The sequence below is a fragment of the Pseudomonas sp. PDM22 genome, assembly GCF_014851965.1.
Classification (GTDB): Bacteria; Pseudomonadota; Gammaproteobacteria; order Pseudomonadales; family Pseudomonadaceae; genus Pseudomonas.
Window position 1 is genome coordinate 392,352 of sequence record NZ_JACVAR010000004.1, and the last position, 21,688, is coordinate 414,039.

Here is a 21,688-nt window from a genome sequence, read left to right on the forward strand (position 1 = left end):
CAATGTCGTGTCCAATTTGATTCTGGTAGGCCCGATGGGAGCTGGTAAAAGCACCATCGGGCGTCTTCTCGCCAAAGAGCTTCACCTCGTCTTCAAAGATTCGGATAAAGAGATCGAGCAGCGCTGCGGAGCCAACATCCCCTGGATATTCGATGTCGAGGGCGAGGCGGGCTTCCGTGAGCGTGAGCAGGCGATGCTGGCCGAGCTATGCGATGAAGGGGGCATGGTCATCGCCACCGGCGGTGGCGCCGTCATGCGTGACGCCAATCGGCTCATCCTCAAGGGGGGCGGCAAGGTGATCTACCTGCACGCCTCGGTCGAGCAGCAGATTTCCCGCACGGCGCGCGACAAGAACCGCCCGTTGCTGCAGAAGCCCAATCCGGAGCAGATCCTTCGTGATCTGATGCAGATGCGCGATCCGCTTTATCGCGAAATAGCCGACGTGATCATCGAAACCGACGAGCGGCCTCCGCGTCTTGTCGTGCTGGAGATCATCGAGCGCCTGCGTGAGCTGGAGCGCCATTAACGGCGCTGCAATCTGCGGTATCCTAGTCCCCTTTCTTGCCTGGGGGTTTCATGCGCACACTCAACGTCGATCTGGCCGATCGCAGCTACCCGATCTACATCGGCGAGGGGCTGCTGGATGATCTGCGCTACTTCGAGCCGCACATTCGTGGCCGTCAGGTAGCCATCGTCACCAATGAAACCATCGCGCCGCTGTACCTGGATCGACTGCAGAAGACCCTGGCCGGCTACAAGGTCACCACGGTCGTGCTCCCCGATGGCGAGGCCTACAAGCAGTGGGAAACCCTGCAACTGATCTTCGATGGCCTGCTGACCGCGCGCCATGACCGCAAGACCACGCTGATCGCCTTGGGCGGCGGCGTCATCGGCGACATGACCGGTTTCGCTGCGGCTTGCTACCAGCGCGGCGTCGACTTCATCCAGGTGCCTACCACCCTGCTGTCCCAGGTGGACTCCTCCGTGGGCGGCAAGACCGGCATCAACCACCCGCTGGGCAAGAACATGGTCGGTGCCTTCTACCAGCCCCAGGCGGTGGTCATCGATACCGCGACCCTGAAGACCCTGCCGCCCCGCGAGCTCTCCGCCGGCCTGGCTGAGGTGATCAAGTACGGCTTCATCTGCGACGAGCCCTTCCTCACCTGGCTGGAAGCGCACATGGATGACCTGCTGGCGCTGGATACCATCGCGCTGACCGAGGCCATCGAGCGCTCCTGCGCGGCCAAGGCCCGCGTGGTCGGTGCCGACGAGAAGGAAACCGGTGTCCGCGCCACCCTCAACCTGGGCCATACCTTCGGCCACGCCATCGAGACTCACATGGGTTATGGCGTCTGGCTGCACGGCGAAGCCGTGGGGGCGGGAACCGTGATGGCACTTGAGATGTCGCATCGGCTGGGATGGCTGACAAAGGCCGAGCTCGATCGCGGCATCCGTCTGCTCGCCGCGGCGAAGCTGCCGGTGGTCCCGCCGCAGGAAATGAACGCCGAGCATTTTCTCGAGCACATGGCCGTCGACAAGAAAGTGCTCGATGGCCGTCTGCGTCTGGTATTGCTCCAAGGGCTGGGGGGCGCGGTCGTGACCGCCGAATTCCCCCGTGAGATTCTGGAAGAAACACTGCGCGCTGACTACCAGGCACTGGTCGGTCAGGCAGGAGAACACTGAGGTCCCATGTCCAGCTTGCATGCCGATGAGGCCTTCCTGGCCCACTACCAGTTCAGTCACGACCCGTTCGCACCGCGGGTTCCGGGCTTCAAGTTCTTCCCTGCGCAGCGCAAGCCCGTGCTGGGGCAGTTGCACCACCTGGCGCGCTACAGCCAGTTGCTGCTGGCCGTCACCGGCCCGCTGGGCAGCGGCAAGACCCTGCTGCGCCAGGCCCTGGTGGCCAGCACCAACAAGGACGCCGTCTCCAGCGTGGTGATTTCCGGTCGCTCGGTGACCGACGAAGCCACCCTGCTGCGCCAGCTCGCGCAAGGCCTGGGCATCACCCAGACCAGCATCGAGGCGATCCTTGCCAAGGTCGCTCAATTGGCGATCACCGGCCAGGACGTCTACCTGCTGGTGGATGATGCCGAGCAACTGCGCGATGACGCTCTGGAAGTCCTCCTGCTCTTGGCTGCCGGTAATTCCGAGGCGCGCCTGCATGTCTTCCTGTTCGGCGAGCCCGAGTTGCTGTCGCGCCTCGAAGTGCTGTCCGAGGGTGAGGAGCGCTTCCACGCCATCGAGCTGCAGCCGTACAGCGAGGAAGAGACCCGCGAATACCTGGCGCAGCGCCTCGAGGGTGCGGGGCAGGGCATCGAGCTGATCTCGGCCGATCTGCTGGCCGACATCCACGAGCAATCCGGCGGCTGGCCCGGCACCATCAACCAGACTGCCCGCGACGCCATGATCGAGGCGATGCTGGCTGACCGCAGTGGCGAGCGCAAAGCTTCCGGCGCCGGCTTCAAGCTGCCGAAGAAGCACCTTGCGATCCTCGGCGTGGTCGCCATCGGCGTCATCGCTGCCTGGTTCATGCAGGGCAAGACCACCAAGCCGGAGACCGCGAACAACACCGCTGCGCAGACTTCGTCGCAACTGCCGCTGGGTGGCGCTGCTGCTCCGCAGCCGAGCGCGCAGCCGCAGCCGGATGCCCAGGGTAATGGTCCGTCAGTGGAGTTCGCCGGTTCCAACCAGCCGCTGCCGCTGCCACTGGTAGGCGAGAGCCAGCCGGTGATTCGTGAGCCCATGGCCCAGGCTGGTGGCCAGGAAGATGCCGACGAAGGCGGCATGCCTTCGGCAGCCATCCCGCCGACCGTGACTACCTCCGCTCCGCCGGTAACCCCGCTGGCGAACAATGGCCCGAAACCGCTGAACCCGGTGCCGGCGGCTCCCGTCCAGCAGCAGGCTGCGATCCAGCCAGCCCCGACTCCTGCCCCCGCTCCGCGTCCGGAACCGGTCAAGCCTGCCGCTACTGCGCCGGCCAAGCCTGTCCAGGCTGCCAAGCCGGCTGCGACCAAACCTGCCACCACCGTTGCCAGCGCCAAGCCAGCGACCGCCGCCAGCAAGCCCGCCGCCGCAACCGGTAGCGCCGGTGGCAGCAGCTGGTACCAGTCCCAGGCCGGTTCGCGCTACTCCGTGCAGGTGCTGGGCACCGGCTCCGAAGCCAGTGCCAAGGCCTTTATCAGCCAGCAGGGCAGCGGCGACTACCGCTATTTCCGCAAGAACCTGCAGGGCAAGCCGTTCTACGTCGTGACCTACGGCAGCTTCGCCGACCGCGCCTCCGCGCAGGCGGCGATCAAGAAGCTGCCGGCGAAGATCCAGGCCTCCAAGCCCTGGGCTCGTCCTTTCTCCAGTATCCAGCAGGACATCGCCGGGGCGCGCTGAAAGGTCGCAGTGTCGCAATACTGAAAAAGCCGAGCCCCATCCCCTGGGGCTCGGCTTTTTTATTGGCTTGTGTCTTTTGCTGCATTCTTATAAAAATGCGACATCGGGTGTCAGCAGTGCGTCAAAAAAAACAGTGACGTCGCTTTCCCCATGTGTACAATGACCTCCCTTTGCCTATCGGAAACTTGCCGCTTGAGCGAGTAGACAGGCGAAGTGCTTGAAGAGGGTCTGCTGACGTTTCGTCATGGCCAGGGCCGGAACCGCCGCCACGTTGGGTAAGACGTGGCACCTCGCGCGGAACGGTCATTCCAGGTGAACCAGGGGCTACAACGGCGCTGCACGATAGATGCGGCCCGAGCCTTTGGGGTGCGCGGGAAACGAGCCTGCACGGCGAAACAGGGCGATGGCGAAACGTCAGCAGACCCTGGAATTTATAAAAGTTTTGCCGGTGAGAGTTCCCTATGAAAGCAGGTCTGTACCATCCTGAGACGTTCAAGGATAACTGCGGATTCGGTCTGATCGCCCATATGACGGGCGAGGCAAGCCACGAACTTCTGCAAACCGCCATCGAAGCACTGACCTGCATGACCCACCGAGGTGGGATCAACGCGGACGGGAAAACCGGGGACGGCTGTGGGCTGCTGATCCAGAAGCCCGACCAGTTCCTGCGCGCCGTGGCCCAAGAGTCCTTCAGCGCCGAGCTGCCCGCCCAGTACGCCGTGGGCATGGTCTTCTTCAACCAGGATCCGGTGAAAGCCGAAGCCGCCCGCGCGAACATGAATCGCGAGATCGAGCGCGCCGGCCTGAAGCTGGTCGGTTGGCGCAAGGTGCCGATCGACACCAGCGTCCTGGGTCGCCTCGCGCTGGAGCGCCTGCCGCAGATCGAGCAGGTGTTCATCGGCGGTGAAGGCCTGTCCGACCAGGAATTCGCGGTCAAGCTGTTCAGCTCCCGTCGCCGCTCCTCCGTGGCCAACGCCGAGGACGCCGACCACTACATCTGCAGCTTCTCGCACAAGACCATCATCTATAAGGGCCTGATGATGCCGGCGGACCTCGCCGCCTTCTATCCGGACCTCTCCGACGAGCGCCTGAAGACCGCCATCTGCGTCTTCCACCAGCGCTTCTCGACCAACACCCTGCCGAAGTGGCCGCTGGCCCAGCCGTTCCGCCTGCTGGCGCACAACGGCGAGATCAACACCATCACCGGCAACCGCAACTGGGCCCAGGCCCGTCGCGCCAAGTTCGCCAACGAGTGGATGCCCGATCTCGACGAGCTCGGCCCGCTGGTCAACCGCGTGGGCTCCGACTCCTCCAGCATGGACAACATGCTCGAGCTGATGGTCACCGGCGGCATGGACATGTTCCGTGGCCTGCGCATGATCATTCCGCCGGCCTGGCAGAACGTCGAGACCATGGACGCCGACCTGCGCGCGTTCTACGAATTCAACTCGCTGCACATGGAGCCGTGGGACGGCCCCGCCGGCGTCGTGCTGACCGATGGCCGCTACGCCGTCTGCCTGCTCGACCGCAACGGCCTGCGTCCCTCGCGCTGGGTCACCACCAAGAACGGCTACATCACCCTCGCCTCGGAAATCGGCGTGTGGGACTACAAGCCCGAGGACGTCATCGCCAAGGGCCGTGTCGGTCCGGGCCAGATCCTTGCGGTGGACACCGAGACCGGCCAGCTGCTGCAGACCGAGGACATCGACAACCGCCTGAAGTCGCGCCACCCGTACAAGCAGTGGCTGCGCCAGAGCGCGCTGCGCATCCAGGCCACCCTGGACGATGACCAGGGCGTTGCCAGCTACGACGGCGACCAGCTCAAGCAATACATGAAGATGTTCCAGGTCACCTTCGAGGAGCGTGACCAGGTGCTGCGCCCGCTCGCCGAGCAGGGCCAGGAAGCGGTCGGCTCGATGGGCGACGACACCCCGATGGCGGTGCTGTCCAAACGCATCCGCTCGCCCTACGACTACTTCCGCCAGGTCTTCGCGCAGGTCACCAACCCGCCGATCGACCCGCTGCGCGAAGCGATCGTGATGTCCCTGGAAACCTGTCTGGGCATCGAGCAGAACATCTTCGAAGAGTCTCCGCACCACGCCAACCAGGCGATCCTGACCACCCCGGTGATCTCCCCGGCGAAGTGGCGGACCCTGATGAACCTGGAGCGTCCGGGCTTCGACCTGCACCACATCGACCTGAACTACGACGAGTCCGTCGGCCTCGAAACGGCCGTGCGCAACATTGCCGACCAGGCCGAGGAGGCCGTGCGCGCCGGCAAGGTGTTGCTGGTGCTGTCCGACCGTCACATCGCTCCCGGCAAGCTGCCGGTGCATGCGGCCCTGGCCGTTGGCGCCGTGCACCACCGCCTGGTGCAGACCGGCCTGCGTTGCGACTCCAACATCCTGGTGGAGACCGCCACTGCCCGTGACCCGCACCACTTCGCGGTGCTGGTGGGCTTCGGCGCTTCCGCGGTCTACCCGTACCTCGCCTACGAAGTGCTGGCCGACCTGATCCGTACCGGCGAAGTGCTGGGCGACCTCTACGAGGTCTTCAAGTACTACCGCAAGGGCATCTCCAAGGGGATGCTGAAAATCCTCTCGAAGATGGGCATCTCCACCATCGCCTCCTACCGTGGCGCCCAGCTGTTCGAAGCCATCGGCCTGGCCGACGAAGTCACCGGCCTGTGCTTCCCGGGTACCCCGAGCCGCATCCAGGGCGCGCGCTTCCTCGACATCGAGAACGAGCAGAAGCTGCTGGCGTTCGAGGCCTGGAACAACCGCAAGCCGATCCAGCAGGGTGGTCTGCTGAAGTTCGTCTACGGTGGCGAGTACCACGCCTACAACCCGGACGTGGTGAACACCCTGCAGGCCGCCGTGCAGCAGGGCGACTACGCCAAATTCAAGGAATACACCGCGCTGGTCGACCAGCGCCCGGTCTCCATGCTGCGCGACCTGCTCAAGGTGAAGACCAGCGAGCAGCCGCTGAGCCTGGACGAGATCGAGCCGCTGGAGTCCATCTTCAAGCGCTTCGACGCTGCCGGCATCTCCCTCGGTGCGCTGTCGCCGGAGGCCCACGAGGCCCTGGCCGAAGCGATGAACCGCCTGGGCGGCCGCTCCAACTCCGGTGAGGGTGGCGAAGACCCGGCGCGCTACGGCACGCTGCGCAGCTCGAAGATCAAGCAGGTGGCCACCGGCCGCTTCGGTGTGACCCCGGAATATCTGGTCAACGCCGAAGTCCTGCAGATCAAGGTGGCTCAGGGCGCCAAGCCTGGCGAAGGTGGCCAGCTGCCCGGTGGCAAGGTCAACGGCCTGATCGCCCGCCTGCGCTATGCAGTGCCCGGCGTGACCCTGATCTCGCCGCCGCCGCACCACGACATCTACTCCATCGAAGACCTCGCCCAGCTGATCTTCGACCTCAAGCAGGTCAACCCGCAGGCGCTGGTATCGGTGAAGCTGGTATCCGAGCCGGGCGTTGGCACCATCGCCGCCGGCGTGGCCAAGGCCTATGCGGACCTGATCACCATCTCCGGCTATGACGGCGGCACCGGCGCATCGCCGATCACCTCCATCAAGTACGCGGGTTCCCCGTGGGAGCTGGGCCTCGCCGAGGCGCACCAGACCCTGCGCGGCAACGACCTGCGCGGCAAGGTCCGGGTGCAGACCGACGGCGGCCTGAAGACCGGCCTGGACGTCATCAAGGCGGCCATCCTCGGTGCCGAGAGCTTCGGCTTCGGCACCGCGCCGATGATCGCCCTGGGCTGCAAATACCTGCGTATCTGCCACCTGAACAACTGCGCTACCGGCGTCGCCACCCAGAACGACAAGCTGCGCAAGGACCACTTCATCGGCACCGTGGACATGGTGGTGAACTTCTTCACCTTCATTGCCAGCGAAACCCGTGAGTGGCTGGCCAAGCTCGGCGTGCGCAGCCTGGAAGAACTGATCGGCCGCACCGACCTGCTGGAAATCCTGCCGGGCGAGACGCCCAAGCAGGGCAACCTCGACCTCACGCCGCTGCTGGGCAGCGACCTGATCCCGGCCGAGAAGCCGCAGTTCTGCGAAGTCGAGAAGAATCCGCCGTTCGACCAGGGCCTGCTGGCCGAGAAGATGGTCGAGCTGTCGCGCTCCGCCATCGAAGGCGCCAAGGGCGGCGAGTACGAACTGGACATCTGCAACTGCGACCGTTCCATCGGTGCGCGGATTTCCGGTGAGATCGCCAAGGTCCACGGCAACCAGGGCATGGCCAAGTCGCCGATCACCTTCCGCTTCAAGGGCACTGCGGGGCAGAGCTTCGGCGTGTGGAACGCCGGCGGCCTGCACCTGTACCTGGAAGGCGACGCCAACGACTACGTCGGCAAGGGCATGACCGGCGGCAAGCTGGTCGTCACTCCGCCCAAGGGCAGCCCGTTCAAGTCGCAGGAATCGGCCATCGTCGGCAACACCTGCCTGTACGGCGCCACCGGCGGCAAGCTGTTCGCCGCCGGCACCGCGGGCGAGCGTTTCGGCGTGCGCAACTCCGGCGCTCATGCCGTGGTTGAAGGTACCGGTGACCACTGCTGCGAATACATGACCGGCGGTTTCATCTGCGTACTGGGCAAGACCGGCTACAACTTCGGCTCCGGCATGACCGGTGGCTTCGCTTATGTCCTCGACATGGACAACACCTTCGTCGACCGCGTGAACCATGAGCTGGTGGAAATCCAGCGCATCAGCGGCGAGGCGATGGAGGCCCAGCGCAACCATCTGCGCAAGGTGCTGGTCGAGTACGTGGCGGAAACGGCGAGTGAGTGGGGTGCACATCTGCTGGAGAACCTCGACGACTACCTGCGTCGGTTCTGGCTGGTGAAACCGAAGGCCGCAAGCCTCGGTTCCCTGCTGACCAGCACTCGTGCCAACCCGCAATAAGCGCCTGAAGTTTGATGAGGTCTGAAAATGTCTGAACGTCTTAACAATGACTTCCAGTTCATCGAAGTCGGGCGCAAGGATCCGAAGAAGAAGCTTCTTCGCCAGCGCAAGCGCGAGTTCGTGGAAATCTACGACCTGTTCAAGCCGCAGCAGGCGGCTGACCAGGCCCACCGTTGCCTGGGCTGCGGCAACCCGTACTGCGAGTGGAAGTGCCCGGTCCACAACTTCATCCCCAACTGGTTGAAGCTGGTCTCCGAAGGCAACATCCTCGCCGCCGCCGAACTGTCCCACCAGACCAACACCCTGCCGGAAGTCTGCGGCCGGGTGTGCCCGCAGGACCGCCTGTGCGAAGGCGCCTGCACCCTGAACGATGGCTTCGGCGCGGTCACCATCGGCTCGGTGGAGAAGTACATCACCGACACCGCCTTCGCCATGGGCTGGCGTCCGGACATGTCCAAGGTCAAGCCCACCGGCAAGCGCGTCGCCGTGATCGGCGCGGGCCCGGCGGGCCTGGGCTGCGCCGACGTGCTGGTGCGCAACGGCGTGACCCCGGTGGTGTTCGACAAGAACCCGGAAATCGGCGGCCTGCTGACCTTCGGCATCCCCGAGTTCAAGCTGGAGAAGCAGGTGCTCTCGCGCCGTCGTGAAGTCTTCACCGGCATGGGCATCGAGTTCCGCCTGAACACCGAGATCGGCAAGGACGTCACCATGGAGCAGTTGCTCGATGAGTACGATGCCGTGTTCATGGGCATGGGCACCTACACCTACATGAAAGGCGGCTTCCCTGGCGAAGACCTGCCCGGCGTGCACGATGCGCTGGACTTCCTGATCGCCAACGTGAACCGTAACCTGGGCTTCGAGAAGTCGCCGGAAGACTTCGTCGACATGAAGGGCAAGCGCGTCGTGGTACTGGGCGGTGGCGACACCGCGATGGACTGCAACCGCACCTCCATCCGCCAGGGCGCCAAGAGCGTGACCTGCGCCTACCGCCGTGACGAAGAGAACATGCCCGGCTCGCGCAAAGAGGTGAAGAACGCCAAGGAAGAAGGCGTGAAGTTCCTCTTCAACCGCCAGCCCATCGCCATCGTCGGCGAGGACAAGGTGGAAGGCGTGAAGGTGGTCGAGACCCGCCTCGGCGAGCCGGACGCCCGTGGCCGTCGCAGCCCCGAGCCGATCCCGGGTTCCGAGGAAATCATCCCGGCGGAAGCCGTGCTGATCGCCTTCGGTTTCCGCCCGAGCCCGGCGCCGTGGTTCGACCAGCACCAGGTGGAAATCGACAGCCAGGGCCGCGTCATCGCCCCGGCGGCCTCGCAGTTCAAGCACCAGACCAGCAACCCGAAGATCTTCGCCGGTGGCGACATGGTCCGCGGTTCCGATCTGGTAGTGACGGCGATCTTCGAAGGCCGCACCGCCGCCGAAGGCATCCTGGACTACCTGGGCGTCTGAGTGCGTTCCATGTAGGGCGAATAAGGCGGAACGCCTTATCCGCCGTGGCGGATAACGCCTTTGGCGTTATGCGCCCTACATTGATGACGCAGCGACAAACTGTCGCGATAGACAAAAGGCACGGCACCCGCCGTGCCTTTTCTTTTGGGCTTTGCGAAAATACCTGCACTTTTTTGCCGGATGCCGTTATGACTGCCTTGAAGAACGATCGCTTCCTCCGCGCCCTGCTCAAGCAGCCCGTCGATGTCACCCCTGTCTGGATGATGCGCCAGGCCGGCCGCTACCTGCCGGAGTACCGCGCCACCCGCGCCAAGGCCGGTGACTTCATGAGCCTGTGCATGAACCCGCAGATGGCCTGCGAAGTGACCCTGCAGCCGCTGGACCGCTACCCGCAGCTGGACGCGGCGATCCTCTTCTCCGACATCCTCACCATCCCCGACGCCATGGGCCAGGGCCTGTACTTCGAAACCGGCGAAGGCCCGCGTTTCAAGAAGGTCGTCAGCAACCTGGCCGACATCGAAGCCCTGCCGATCCCTGACCCGGAAAAGGACCTTGGCTACGTGATGGACGCCGTGCGTACCATCCGCCGCGAACTGAACGGCCGCGTGCCGCTGATCGGCTTCTCCGGCAGCCCCTGGACCCTGGCCACCTACATGGTCGAAGGTGGTTCCAGCCGTGACTTCCGCAAGACCAAGGCGATGCTCTACGAAAACCCGCAGGCCCTGCACGCGCTGCTGGACAAGCTGGCGCAGTCGGTCACCAGCTACCTGAATGGCCAGATTCTCGCGGGCGCACAGGCGGTGCAGATCTTCGATTCCTGGGGTGGTGCGCTGTCGGCAGCGGCGTACCAGGAATTCTCCCTGGCCTACATGCAGAAGATCGTCGACGGCCTGATCCGCGAACATGAAGGGCGCCGTGTGCCGGTGATCCTCTTCACCAAGGGTGGCGGCCTGTGGCTGGAGTCCATGGCCAATACCGGCGCCGAAGCGCTGGGCCTGGACTGGACCTGCGACATCGGCAGCGCCCGCGCCCGCGTCGGCGACAAGGTGGCCCTGCAGGGCAACATGGACCCGGCGGTGCTCTACGCCAAGCCGGAAGCCATCCGCGCTGAAGTGGCGCGTATCCTCGGTGCCTTCGGTAATGGCAATGGCCACGTGTTCAACCTTGGCCATGGTGTCACCCCGGAAGTCGATCCTGCCCATGCCGGCGCCTTCTTCGAGGCGGTGCACGAGCTGTCGGCGCAGTATCACTGAGCCTGATACTTCGCTGAAAAGCCCCGCAAATGCGGGGCTTTTTTGTGGCTTCCTGTAGGAGCGGGCCATGCCCGCGATCCGCCGGCAGGGTCGGCGCTTTCTTTTGCTCCGATGTTCCAGTTCTGCTGCTTCGGGTTGGGCATTTCAGCGCCGCTTCGACGTGCGCGCGGATTTTGTGTTTCGCCCCCTCGGGCGAGTTACTTTGGCAAACGCCCCAAAGTAACCAAAGGTCTTGCCCCGGACATCCGGTTTTTCGCTTAGGCGAAAAATCCCCTCGTTGAAGCGCAGTTTCAGGGGCACGCGGCGAAGGGCCATCCCTGGCCCATCGCCGCTCTCGCGACATCCATGTCGCTCAACCCCTGAAACTCCGCTTCAACGAGGCCTCCTGAACGGGGCAGTCGGCGTGTGCGGATGTTTTTCTGGAAGTCCTCAAGAGCCAAAGCCAAAGCCAAAGCCAAAGCCCAAGCCCAAGCCAAAGCCAGGGGCGGGCGAGGCTTTGGCTCTTAGTAGGAGCGAGCTTGCTCGCGAACCGCACGGGACGGTTCCCCATGACGCAATGAAAAAGCCCCGCTCTGCAGCGGGGCTTCTTCATTCCCTCAAGGAGCCTCAGGCTCCCTCAGAGGCATCACGCAGCATCACCCACCAGACCGGCGGCGCGCTGGGACTTGCGGCGGTTGGACACCAGCAGGCCGGAGCAGACCACCACGACGGTCAGCAGGGTGGTGGCGACCACTTCCATGCGGTGGTCCGGGCGGATCAGCATGATCACCAGGGCACCGACGATGAAGAGGATCACCGCCCAGGTCAGCCAGGGGAACAGCCACATCTTCAGCTTCAGCTGGTGGCCCTGGGCGAGCAGCTTCTTGCGCATGCGCAGCTGCGACATGGCGATCACCAGGTACACCAGCAGGGCGATGGCGCCGGAGCTGGCCAGCAGGAAGTTGAACACTTCGGCCGGGGCCAGGTAGTTGGCGAAGGTGCACAGGAAGGCCATGGCGGTGGACAGCAGCACGGCGTAGACCGGGGTGCGGCTGGCGCTGGTTACCTGGGCGATCTTCGGTGCGTCACCGCGCTTGCTCAGCGAGTACATCATGCGCGAAGCGGTGTAGAGCGCCGAGTTCAGGCAGCTGGTGACCGAGACCAGCACGATAATGTCGACGATCAGCTTGGCGTAGGGGATGTGCAGGTGTTCCAGCACGGTCTGGTAGGAGCCCATGCTCACCAGGCGCGGGTCGTTCCACGGCACCAGGCAGACCACGATCAGGATCGACAGCAGGTAGAACAGCGCGATACGCCAGATCACCGAGTTGGTGGCGCGGGTGATCTGCTGCTCCGGGTCCTTGGACTCGGTGGCGGCGATGGTGACGATTTCCGAACCCATGAAGGAGAACATGGTGGTCAGCAGCGCGGCGAGCACGGCGCCCCAGCCCTTGGGCAGGAAGCCTTCGCTGGTCAGGTGGCCGATGCCGGAGACTTCGCTGTTGGGCGAGAAGCCGAAGATGGCCGCGCAGCCCAGCACCAGGAAGGCAATGATCGAGACGACCTTGATCAGCGCCAGCCAGAACTCGAACTCACCGTAGTTCTTCACGCTGAACAGGTTGGTCACGGTCAGCGCGGAGGTGATCAGGAAGGCCAGCACCCAGATCGGCGCGCCGGGGAACCAGGCGTGGATGATCGCGGCGGCGGCGTTGGCTTCCAGCGGGATCACCAGGACCCAGAACCACCAGTACAGCCAGCCGATGGTGAAACCGGCCCAGTGACCGATGGCGCGGTCGGCGTAGGTGGAGAAGGAGCCGCTGTCCGGCTGCGCGACGGCCATTTCGGCCAGCATGCGCATCACCAGGACCACCAGCAGGCCGGCGACCAGATAGGAGACCATGACGGCCGGGCCAGCTTCGGCGATGGCGTGGCCGGAGCCTACGAACAGGCCCGCGCCAATGGCACCGGCGATCGAAAGCATCGTGACGTGACGATTTTGCAGGCCCTGGGAGAGCCCGGGAGAGGGGGTGCTGCTCATGCTTTACCTACAACTACGGAGGGAATTGCGTACTGCGGGAGTCGAGGTCCGTTTCAGGATTCCAACAAGTCGTTCAAGAAATTGAACGCAAGTATCGCGCCACATTCTGTTACGACTTAAGTTGTAGGTTGGGGTGTTTCGCTACGAGCCCCGTGGCAAAGGCATTGCTTAAAACGACATCCATGTCTTTGTACGACCGTTCCATGTCGTTTTCAGGCATGCAGTTTGTTTTGTGTGTAGAAACTACCCAGCTTTGTTGAGTGCGGGCAGGTCGCGCGGTAACACCGGCAGGCGCGCCAGGTGCAGGGCCACCAGCAGGCCGATGCCCAGCAGGCTGGCGATGAACAGGCCCACGCCGTTCCAGCCGTACTGGTGCCAGAAGAGGCCGCCAGCGGTGCCGGCGACGCTGGAGCCGGTGTAGTAGCAGAACAGGTACAGCGACGAGGCCTGGCCCTTGGCCTTCAGGGCGCGGCGGCCGATCCAGCTGCTGGCCACCGAGTGCGCGCCGAAGAAGCCGAAGGTGAACACCAGCAGGCCGACCAGCACCAGGGCCAGCGGTTGCAGCAGGGTGATCAGTACGCCACCGAGCATCAGCGCGATCATCGCCCAGAGCACCTTGCGCCGGCCCAGCTTGTCGGCCAGCGAGCCGACCCAGGCCGAGCTGTAGATGCCCGACAGGTAGACCAGCGAGAGCACGCCGACGATGGCCTGGCTCAGGTGATAGGGCTCGGCCAGCAGGCGGTAGCCGATGTAGTTGAACAGGGTGACGAAGGCACCCATCAGCAGGAACGCCTCGAGGAACAGCCAGGGCAGGCCGGCATCGCGGAAGTGCCCGGTGAAGCCCTCGATGAGCCGGCGCGGCTTGAGCGGCGCCGGGCGGAAGTTCTTCGATTCGGGCAGGATGCGCCAGAACAGCAGCGCCGCCGCCAGGGCAAGCACGCCCAGGGTGGCCAGTGCCACGTGCCAGTTCACGTAGTCCACCAGCACGCCGCTGATCAGCCGCCCGCTCATGCCGCCAATGGCGTTGCCGCCGATGTACAGCCCCATGGACAGCCCGATGTGCTGCGGGTGGATTTCCTCGGAGAGGTAGGTCATGCCCACCGCCGCCAGGCCGCTGAGCGACAGGCCGAGCAGCGCGCGCATGGCCAGCACGCCGTGCCAGGTCGGCATCAGCGAGCTGCCGATGGTGAACAGGGCGGCGAGGACCAGCGAGGCGACCATGATCGACTTGCGCCCGATGGCGTCGGAGATCGGCCCGGTGACCAGCAGGCCGAAGGCCATGGTGATGGTGGAGATCGACAGTACCAGGCTGCTCTGCGCGGCGGTCAGGCTGAAGGCCCTGGACAGCACCGGCATCATCGGCTGCACGCAGTACAGCAGGGCGAAGGTGGCGAAGCCGCCGGAGAACAGCGCCAGCGATGTGCGCATGAATTCCGGGGTGCCTTTCTCGATGTAGGTTTCGATCTCTTCGACGGCGCGCACCACGTCGCCGTTGGCTTCACGCGCGCTCTCGCGCAGATCGGGCAGCACCTCCGCCGGATCGTTGGCGGCGGACGGTTCTTGTACGACAGGCGGCTCGGCCGCCATGGAATGTTCTTCCCGCAAAGCCCGCAGGGCAGGTTGACTCACGACACACCTCTGGATGGAAAAGCTGGGGTAGATGACAGCAGAGGACCTGGAGTGGCGGAAAAGGGCCCGCGCGGCCAGGCAAGGAGCAGGTTGGTAGTCGTTATTGGGCTTGTGTGGAAAGGATAAGGAGCGGGCTTTATTATTTCCAATATATTAATCGACACGTTTGAGTCGTTTTACGAATCGTTGATGGCGGAGGCTGGATGGAACTGCGACACCTGCGTTATTTCATCGCCGTGGCGGAAGAGCTGCACTTCGGCCGCGCCGCCGAGCAGCTGGGGATTTCCCAGCCGCCGCTGAGCCAGCAGATCCAGGCGCTGGAGGAGGAAATCGGCGCGCGGCTGCTGGAGCGCACCAACCGCCGCGTGGCGCTGACCGAGGCCGGCAAGCTGTTTCTCGACGAAGCGCGGCAGGTGTTGCAGCAGGTGGACCGTGCCGTCTTGCTGGCGCGGCGTGCGCACCAGGGCGAGATCGGCGAGCTGAAGGTTGGCTTCACCGCCTCGGCGCCGTTCACCTCCAGCATCCCGCGCGCCATCCTGGCATTCCGTCAGGCCTACCCGGACGTGCACCTGGACCTGCAGGAACTGAGCAGCGGGCAGGCGGTGCAGGCGCTGCTGGAAGAGCGCGTGCAAGTCGGCCTGATTCGTCCGATCCCGCTGCCGGAAACCCTGGAAGCCGTGGAGCTGTTCAGCGAGCCACTGGTGGCCGTGTTGCGCGCCGATCATCCGCTGGCGCAGGCCAGCCAGGAGGGGCTGGAGTTCGCCTTGCTGGCGGACGAGCCGTTCGTGTTTTTCCCGCGCAGCTACGGCACGGGCCTCTACAGCCAGCTGATGGCGCTGTCGCGGCAGGCCGGCTTCAGCCCGCGCATCGCCCAGGAAGCGGGCGAGGCGATGACCATCATCGGCCTGGTGGCAGCGGGGCTCGGTGTGTCGATGCTGCCGGCGTCGTTCCGCCGGACGCGGGTGGATGGCGTGGTCTATCGCACCCTCAGCGATCCGGGCGCGACCAGTTCGGTGTGGCTGGTGCGGCGACGCAACGAGACGTCACGCCTGGCGCAGTCGTTCTTCGACCTGGTGACCCAGCAAATCCAGGCCTGACTCAGGCACATTGGCGGATAACGCCTGGGGCGTCATGCGCCCTACGGGTGGGCCGGATAACGTAGGGCGCATAAAGCGGAACGCTTTATCCGCCGATACCCAAAGCCGGGCACGGCGGACAGCGCCGCGGGACAGCGGCTTACTTGGCGTAGTCGGCCTTCAGCGCGACGCCGGCGATGACTGCGCCGGCGTGGCACTCGAACTGCTTGGCGTCCTTGTACTCGTTGCGCTTGTAGTAGCTGACGATGTTGGTCACGGCGGTGGCGCCGGCCTTCTTCGCCGAGTCCTGCAGGGTGATCAGTGCTGATTGCAGGGCCCAGCGGCAGGCTTCCTCGTCGCTCTTGTTGAAGGCGTTGGTCTTCTTGTTGGTGATGGCGCCGGACTGGACCACGTTCAGCTTGTCACCCGCCGGGTTGCCCGCCAGGTAGAACTTCACGCTGCCGTCCAGGCGACCGGCCTTCACCGCCTCGGCGACGACTTCGTCGAAGGGTAGGTGCAGGGTGGTGTCGCGAGCCTGGCTGATGCCGGGGATGGACGCGCAGAGCGCGAGGGCGAACAGCCCGAGGGTCTTGCGTTGCATGGATCGACTCCTTGTCGATGAGGGGGATCAGTTGCTCGGCGGGGCGAGGTGCAGGTTCTGCAGAATCTTGTTGTTGAGGATGGCGACCCACTTGTTGTAGTTGCGGTGGATCTGCCCGTCCTTCTCGTCCAGGCCGCGGCTGCTGCGCAGCTTGATGGAGTACTGCTGGCTGCTGTACGGAATGCTGACCTCGGCGTGGTGCCGCTCGCGCACGGTTATCTCGGCGTAGATCACGTTGCCGGAGTCCTGCTGCACGGTCCATTTCTGCTCTTCCAGCGCATCGTGGATCGCCGCCTGCACCTGCACCGAGGTGCGGTTGCTGTCCGGCGGCAGGCTCTGGTCGATGTTTTCCACGGGCTTGGTGGTGCAACCGACGGCCATCGCGGTGGCCACGCAGAGCAGCAGGCTGCGGATCAGTCGGGACATGGTTTGCTCTCCTTGCAGTGTCGTTGGGCGGTAACGGTGAGAAAGGCTCAGCGCCAGCGGCGGAAGATCAGCGAGGTGTTGATCCCGCCGAAGGCGAAGTTGTTGTTCATCACGTACTCATGGCTCATCGCGCGCGGCTCGCCCCGCAGGTAGTCGAGGTCGCCGCAGCGCGGGTCGATCTCGTCCAGGTTGAGGGTGTGCACGTAGCGGTCGCTGTTCATCATCTCGATGCTGAACCAGGACTCCAGCGCGCCGCACGCTCCCAGAGTGTGGCCCAGGAAACTCTTCTGCGAGCTGATCGGCATGCGATTTCCGAAGAGTTCGCTGGTCGCCAGGGTTTCGGCGATATCGCCCTGCTCGGTGGCGGTGCCGTGGCCGTTCACGTAACCGATGGCCTCGGTCGGCAGGCCGGCATCTTCCAGCGCCAACTCCATCGCGCGGCGCATGGTCGACTGTTCCGGGCGGGTGGTGTGCTGGCCGTCGGCGTTGCTGCCGAAGCCGACGATCTCGGCGTGGATGCGCGCACCGCGGGCGAGGGCGTGGTCCAGGTCTTCCAGTACCAGCATGCCGGCGCCTTCGCCGATCACCAGGCCATCGCGGCCGCTGTCGTAGGGGCGCGGTGTCTGCTGCGGGGTGTCGTTCTTCAGGCTGGTGGCGTAGAGCGCATCGAACACCATGGCCTCGGTCGGGCACAGCTCCTCGGCGCCGCCGGCGAGCATCAGCGGCAGGCGGCCGAAGCGGATCGCCTCGTAGGCGTAGCCGATGCCCTGGCTGCCGCTGGTGCAGGCGCTGGAGGTGGGGATCACCCGGCCGGTGAGGCCGAAGAAGATGCTGATATTCGCTGCTGTGGTGTGCGGCATCATGCGCACGTAGGAGTTGGCGTTGAGGCCGTCGGCCACCGAGTTCAGCAGCATGTTGCCGAACGCCTTGATCTCGTCGGTGCTGCCGGTGGACGAGCCGCAGGCGACGCCCATGCGGCCGTCGCGGATGGATTCGTCGCCCAGCAGCCCGGCGTCGGCCAGCGCGCGCTCGGCGGCGCCCACCGACAGGCGCGAGACGCGGCCCATGCTGCGCAGCTGCTTGCGGGTCCAGTGCCTGGGCACCACGAAATCCAGTACCGGGCCGGCCAGGCGGGTGTTCAGTTCGGTGAAGCGATCCCACTCGTCCATGCGGCGGATGCCGCTCTGGTTGGCGCTGAAGTGCGCCTCGATGCTCGCCCAGTCCGAACCCAGGGAGGTGATGCCGGACATGCCGGTGATGACGACGCGCTTCATCAGCACAGCCCTCCGTTGACCGCCAGCACCTGGCGGGTGATGTAGCCGGCCTCGGCCGACATCAGGAAATTCACTGCGCCGGCGACTTCTTCCGGGGTGCCCATGCGCTGGGCGGGGATCATCTTGAGGATTTCCTCCACCGGCACCTGCTCGTCGAGCATCGCGGTATCGATCAGCCCCGGTGCCACGCAGTTCACGGTGATTTTCCGCTTGCCCAGCTCGATGGCCAGAGCCTTGGCGGCGCCGATCACGCCGGCCTTGGAGGCGCTGTAGTTGACCTGGCCGCGGTTGCCGATCAGCCCGGACACCGAGGTGATGCAGACGATGCGCCCCGGTTGGCGGCGGCGGATCATCGGCATGATCACCGGGTGCAGGACGTTGTAGAAACCGTCGAGGTTGGTCCGCAGCACCTGGTCCCAGTCCTCTTCGGTGAGCGCCGGGAAGGCGCCGTCGCGGGTCAGGCCGGCGTTGCACACCACGCCGTAATAGGCGCCGTGGGTTTCCACGTCGGCCTCGAGGATGTTGCGCGTGGCTTCGCGGTCGGCCACGTCGAACTGCAACACGCGGGCGCTGCGCCCCAGTGCCTGGACTTCGGCCTGCACAGCATCGGCTTCGGCGCGGCCGCTGCGGCAGTGCAGCACCAGATCGAAGCCGGCCCGCGCCAGGCGCAGGGCGATGGCGCGGCCGATGCCACGGCTGGAGCCGGTTACGAGGATGGAATCAGTCATACGCTTGGCTCTTTCGGCTCTCGGTTCTCGGTTTTTTGATCAGCGAGAGCGGGTTCTTGTAGATAGCTGGCAACCTCTGGCGGGCGGAACACGGTGAGGCGCGCCAGCGCCTTGATCCCCGGTCCTTCCAGATGGCATTCGAAAACGCCCATGCCATTGTCGTCCTGCAGGGTGCGGATGGCATGGATAGTGAGCTGCGCGCCGGCCGGAAAGCTCGCCACGTCGCACTGGTACTGGCGGGTGCCGAGCAGGAAGCCCAGCTCCACCGGCTCGCCGCGCGAGCGCGCCTGGCAGCCGGCGTAGGCGGCGACGCTCTGCGCCATCAGCTCCACGCCGACCCAGGCCGGCAGGCTGCCGTCGGCTTCGTTGAACAGGCCGCCCTGACGCACTGTCAGGCGCGTGCGGATATCCTCGTCGCCGAAGTCGAGCACTTCGTCGATGAGGATCATGTCGCCCGCGTGGGGCAGCAGGGAGGCGATCGGCCAGTCGATCATCGGGTCACTCCAGAATCCTTGCTCATCTCGCCCAGGATCAGGCTGATGTTGTTGCCGCCGAAGGCGAACGAGTTGCTCATCAGGTAGCGCGGGCCTTCGGTCGGCAGTCGCGGCGTGTCGTCGCCCACCAGTTGCAGCGCCGGCAACTGCGGGTCGGCGATGCCGTCCCAGCGTTGCGGTGGTAGGCGCCGGTCGGGGTTGTGCTCGCCCAGCAGCAGCCAGCAGAACGCCGCTTCCAGCGCGCCGGCGGCGCCGAGGGTATGCCCGGACAGCGGTTTGGTCGAGGAGCAGGGCACGCCGGCAGGGAATTCCGCGCTGACGGCAAGGCTCTCCATGGCGTCGTTGTGCGTGGTCGCGGTGCCGTGCAGGTTCAGGTAGGCGATCTGCCCGGCCTCCAGCCGCGCCTCGGCCAGCGCCTTGCGCATCGCTTCGCGGGCGCCACGCCCTTCGGGTTCGGGGGCGGAGATGTGGTGCGCATCGGAGCTGGCACCGGTGCCGAGCAGGGCGACTGTACCGGGCTCGCGGGTCATCAGGAACAGCGCGGCACCTTCGCCGATATTGATGCCCTTGCGGTTCGCCGAGAAGGGTTTGCACAGCTCATCCGACACCGCTTCCAGCGCGCTGAAGCCGTTGAGCGTCAGCTCGCACAGGCTGTCCACGCCGCCGCACAGCACGGCATCGCACAGCCCCAGCTTCAGCAGCCGGCGCGCGCTCTGCAGGGCGCGGCCGCTGGAGGTGCAGGCGGTGGAAATCACGTAGGTCGGGCCGGCCAGTTGGTAGTGATCCGCGAGGTACACGGCCGGGTCCGAAAGCTCCTGGTGGGAGTAGTGGAAGCCTTCGGGCAACTGCCCGTGCAGCCTGTGGTGGCGCACGCCCTGGGTGGTTTCCTGGATGCCCGACGTGCTGGTGCCCAGCACCACTGCCACGCGTGCGGCGCCGTAGCGCTGGATGGCGGCGCGGATGGCCGGGTCGATCTGCGTGGCGGCGGCCAGCAAAAGGCGGTTGTTGCGGGTGTCGTGGCGCTTGTCCGGGATGGCTGCCAGGCGCGCCTTCACCGTGCCGACGGGAATGCTCCTGCCTGGCACCCAGCCGGCCTGCACCTGCATGCCGGCGGACTCGCCCGCCAGCAGCGCGGCGGCCACTTCGCGGCGGTCGTTGCCCAGCGCGCAGATCAGGCCCAGCTCGTTGAGGTAGCTCACGTTGAGGTGCGTGGCGGTCATGGTGCGGCGCTCTCGGCGTTCAGGGGCGTCACCCGGTAGCGAAGGTCGGCGGATTCGAGGGTGATCTCTTGCGCCGACCGGTAGGTGATCTTCCAGCGTTGCTGCAGGTGGCGACCGTGCTCGTCCGCCCGGTAGTCCGTGGTCTGGTAGCGCGAGGCGAGATCACCCTCGGGCGTCAGCGCGAACAGCAGCACGGCGAAGAGTTCGCGCGCCTCGGGGTTGGGCGGCAGCAGGCCGTCGTTGCTCCATTCTCCCTCACGCAGCAGCTGGCGCGACAGCGGTATGCCCAGCGGATCGATCAGCGACCAGCGCAGCGCTGTGCCTTCCTGCTGGATCACCAGCAGCCAGTCCTGTGTCGAGGGTTGGCTGGCCTGGCCTTGTTCGCGATGGATGTGCAGCTGCAACGGCGTCGCCAGCGGCGGCAACATGGACGGCAGCGGCGCATGCTGGGCACAGCCGGCCAGCAGCAGGGCGAAGGCGAGACTCAGCCAGCGGATCATACTCAGCGGCTCTCCAGGGGTTTGCGCACCACGGCGTTGACCAGGGTCTCCTCGCGCTGGCCGAACGGTTTCGGCTTGCGCAGGCCCCAGCGTTCCAGCAGGCCGAAGTCCTTGGCGCGGCTCCACCACAGGTAGGGGTAGGAAACGTTCTTCTCGCTGAATTCGAAGCCCTGCTCGCGGAGCATCTGCAGGTACTGCGCGGCGCTCTTCTGCACATGCATCGGGTGGCGGAAGAACCAGCGGATCACCCAGGTATCGATGTACGCCTCGGTGGACTCGGCGAACAGCAGCAGGCCGCCCGGCTTGAGCACCCGCCAGAACTCCTGCAGCGCCTGCTCCTGCTCCACCAGGTGGTGGAAGGTCTGGTGGCAGAACAGGATATCGACGCTGGCCGAAGGCAGCATCAGGTCGGCGCAGTCGGCGCAGTTCAGCTCCACCTCGATGTTCTCCCGCGCCGCTTCCACGGCCGAGCAGTCGAGACTGTGCGGGTCGGCGTCGAGACCGATCATGCGGCCGGGTTTGAAGGCCTCGCTCAGCAGGCGGAACGAGCGGCCCTGGCCGCAGCCGGCGTCCAGCAGCACCGGGTTTGCCGGGATGTCCCAGCTGACCAGGCGCTTGAGGTCATTGATCGCCACGCGCAGCACGTGGTGTTGCCAGGTGTGGCTCTGCAGGAACCAGAAACCGAAACGGGTTTCTTCGACGTAGGTGGAGGCGGGGCGGGTCATGACAGTCCTTG

Annotated in this window: 17 protein-coding genes; 7 read left to right on the forward strand and 10 right to left on the reverse strand. The window is 65.3% G+C overall.

Translation table 11 applies throughout. From position 1 onward, the window contains the following. Positions 1-7: 7 nt before the first annotated feature. The 6 genes from aroK (at position 8) to hemE (ending at position 10,987) form a co-directional block, all read left to right on the forward strand. Positions 8-526 (forward strand): shikimate kinase AroK, encoded by a 519-nt coding sequence (gene aroK / locus IB255_RS16770; RefSeq protein WP_081515781.1) that lies wholly within the window; start codon positions 8-10, stop codon positions 524-526. A 50-nt stretch (positions 527-576) separates the two neighbouring features. After that, positions 577-1,683 (forward strand): 3-dehydroquinate synthase, encoded by a 1,107-nt coding sequence (aroB, locus tag IB255_RS16775; protein ID WP_081515422.1) that lies wholly within the window; start codon positions 577-579, stop codon positions 1,681-1,683. Positions 1,684-1,689: 6 nt separating this feature from the next. After that, positions 1,690-3,381, forward strand: a complete 1,692-nt coding sequence (locus IB255_RS16780; RefSeq protein WP_081515423.1) for an AAA family ATPase — start codon at positions 1,690-1,692, stop codon at positions 3,379-3,381. A 461-nt stretch (positions 3,382-3,842) separates the two neighbouring features. Then, positions 3,843-8,288: a glutamate synthase large subunit gene (gene gltB / locus IB255_RS16785; RefSeq protein WP_081515424.1), complete on the forward strand. Its 4,446-nt coding sequence runs from the start codon at positions 3,843-3,845 to the stop codon at positions 8,286-8,288. Positions 8,289-8,315: 27 nt separating this feature from the next. Next, on the forward strand, positions 8,316-9,734 hold the full coding sequence (locus IB255_RS16790) for an FAD-dependent oxidoreductase (protein WP_081515425.1): 1,419 nt from the start codon (positions 8,316-8,318) through the stop codon (positions 9,732-9,734). Positions 9,735-9,922: 188 nt separating this feature from the next. Then, complete coding sequence (gene hemE, locus IB255_RS16795) at positions 9,923-10,987, forward strand: uroporphyrinogen decarboxylase (protein ID WP_081515426.1); 1,065 nt, start codon at positions 9,923-9,925, stop codon at positions 10,985-10,987. A gap of 625 nt (positions 10,988-11,612) precedes the next feature. Here the strand turns inward: hemE and gabP are convergent. Continuing rightward, positions 11,613-13,004 (reverse strand): GABA permease, encoded by a 1,392-nt coding sequence (gabP, locus tag IB255_RS16800; RefSeq protein WP_192210574.1) that lies wholly within the window; start codon positions 13,002-13,004, stop codon positions 11,613-11,615. A 243-nt stretch (positions 13,005-13,247) separates the two neighbouring features. Next, positions 13,248-14,591: an MFS transporter gene (locus tag IB255_RS16805; protein WP_225594911.1), complete on the reverse strand. Its 1,344-nt coding sequence runs from the start codon at positions 14,589-14,591 to the stop codon at positions 13,248-13,250. A 245-nt stretch (positions 14,592-14,836) separates the two neighbouring features. Between IB255_RS16805 and IB255_RS16810 the strand changes: the two genes are divergently transcribed. After that, positions 14,837-15,730, forward strand: coding sequence for a LysR family transcriptional regulator (locus tag IB255_RS16810; protein ID WP_081515428.1), 894 nt, complete (start codon positions 14,837-14,839; stop codon positions 15,728-15,730). A gap of 139 nt (positions 15,731-15,869) precedes the next feature. On the opposite strand, the gene IB255_RS16815 is transcribed toward IB255_RS16810, so the two are convergent. The 8 genes from IB255_RS16815 to IB255_RS16850 are packed head-to-tail and all read right to left on the reverse strand — an operon-like array spanning position 15,870 to position 21,677. Then, complete coding sequence (locus IB255_RS16815) at positions 15,870-16,310, reverse strand: excinuclease (protein ID WP_081515429.1); 441 nt, start codon at positions 16,308-16,310, stop codon at positions 15,870-15,872. Positions 16,311-16,337: 27 nt separating this feature from the next. Continuing rightward, a complete protein-coding gene (locus IB255_RS16820; protein WP_081515430.1) occupies positions 16,338-16,736 on the reverse strand; it encodes a hypothetical protein in 399 nt (132 codons plus the stop codon). 47 nt (positions 16,737-16,783) lie between these two features. Further along, on the reverse strand, positions 16,784-18,010 hold the full coding sequence (locus IB255_RS16825; protein WP_081515431.1) for a beta-ketoacyl-ACP synthase: 1,227 nt from the start codon (positions 18,008-18,010) through the stop codon (positions 16,784-16,786). Next, the gene (gene fabG, locus IB255_RS16830) at positions 18,010-18,738 is read right to left on the reverse strand and encodes a 3-oxoacyl-ACP reductase FabG (protein ID WP_192210575.1); all 729 of its coding nucleotides are present in this window, start codon (positions 18,736-18,738) and stop codon (positions 18,010-18,012) included. The genes IB255_RS16825 and fabG overlap by 1 nt, the downstream gene beginning before the upstream one ends. Further along, positions 18,735-19,232, reverse strand: coding sequence for a hotdog family protein (locus IB255_RS16835; protein ID WP_192210576.1), 498 nt, complete (start codon positions 19,230-19,232; stop codon positions 18,735-18,737). Before IB255_RS16835 ends, fabG begins: the two co-directional genes overlap by 4 nt. Next, on the reverse strand, positions 19,229-20,452 hold the full coding sequence (locus tag IB255_RS16840; protein WP_192210577.1) for a beta-ketoacyl-[acyl-carrier-protein] synthase family protein: 1,224 nt from the start codon (positions 20,450-20,452) through the stop codon (positions 19,229-19,231). The genes IB255_RS16835 and IB255_RS16840 overlap by 4 nt, the downstream gene beginning before the upstream one ends. After that, entirely contained in the window at positions 20,449-20,952 is a 504-nt protein-coding gene (locus IB255_RS16845; protein ID WP_192210578.1) for a hypothetical protein, read from the reverse strand. Before IB255_RS16845 ends, IB255_RS16840 begins: the two co-directional genes overlap by 4 nt. A 2-nt stretch (positions 20,953-20,954) precedes the next feature. Further along, positions 20,955-21,677 carry a class I SAM-dependent methyltransferase gene (locus tag IB255_RS16850; RefSeq protein WP_192210579.1) on the reverse strand — a complete coding sequence of 241 codons (723 nt, stop codon included), beginning with the start codon at positions 21,675-21,677 and terminating at the stop codon, positions 20,955-20,957. Between the last annotated feature and the right edge of the window lie 11 nt (positions 21,678-21,688).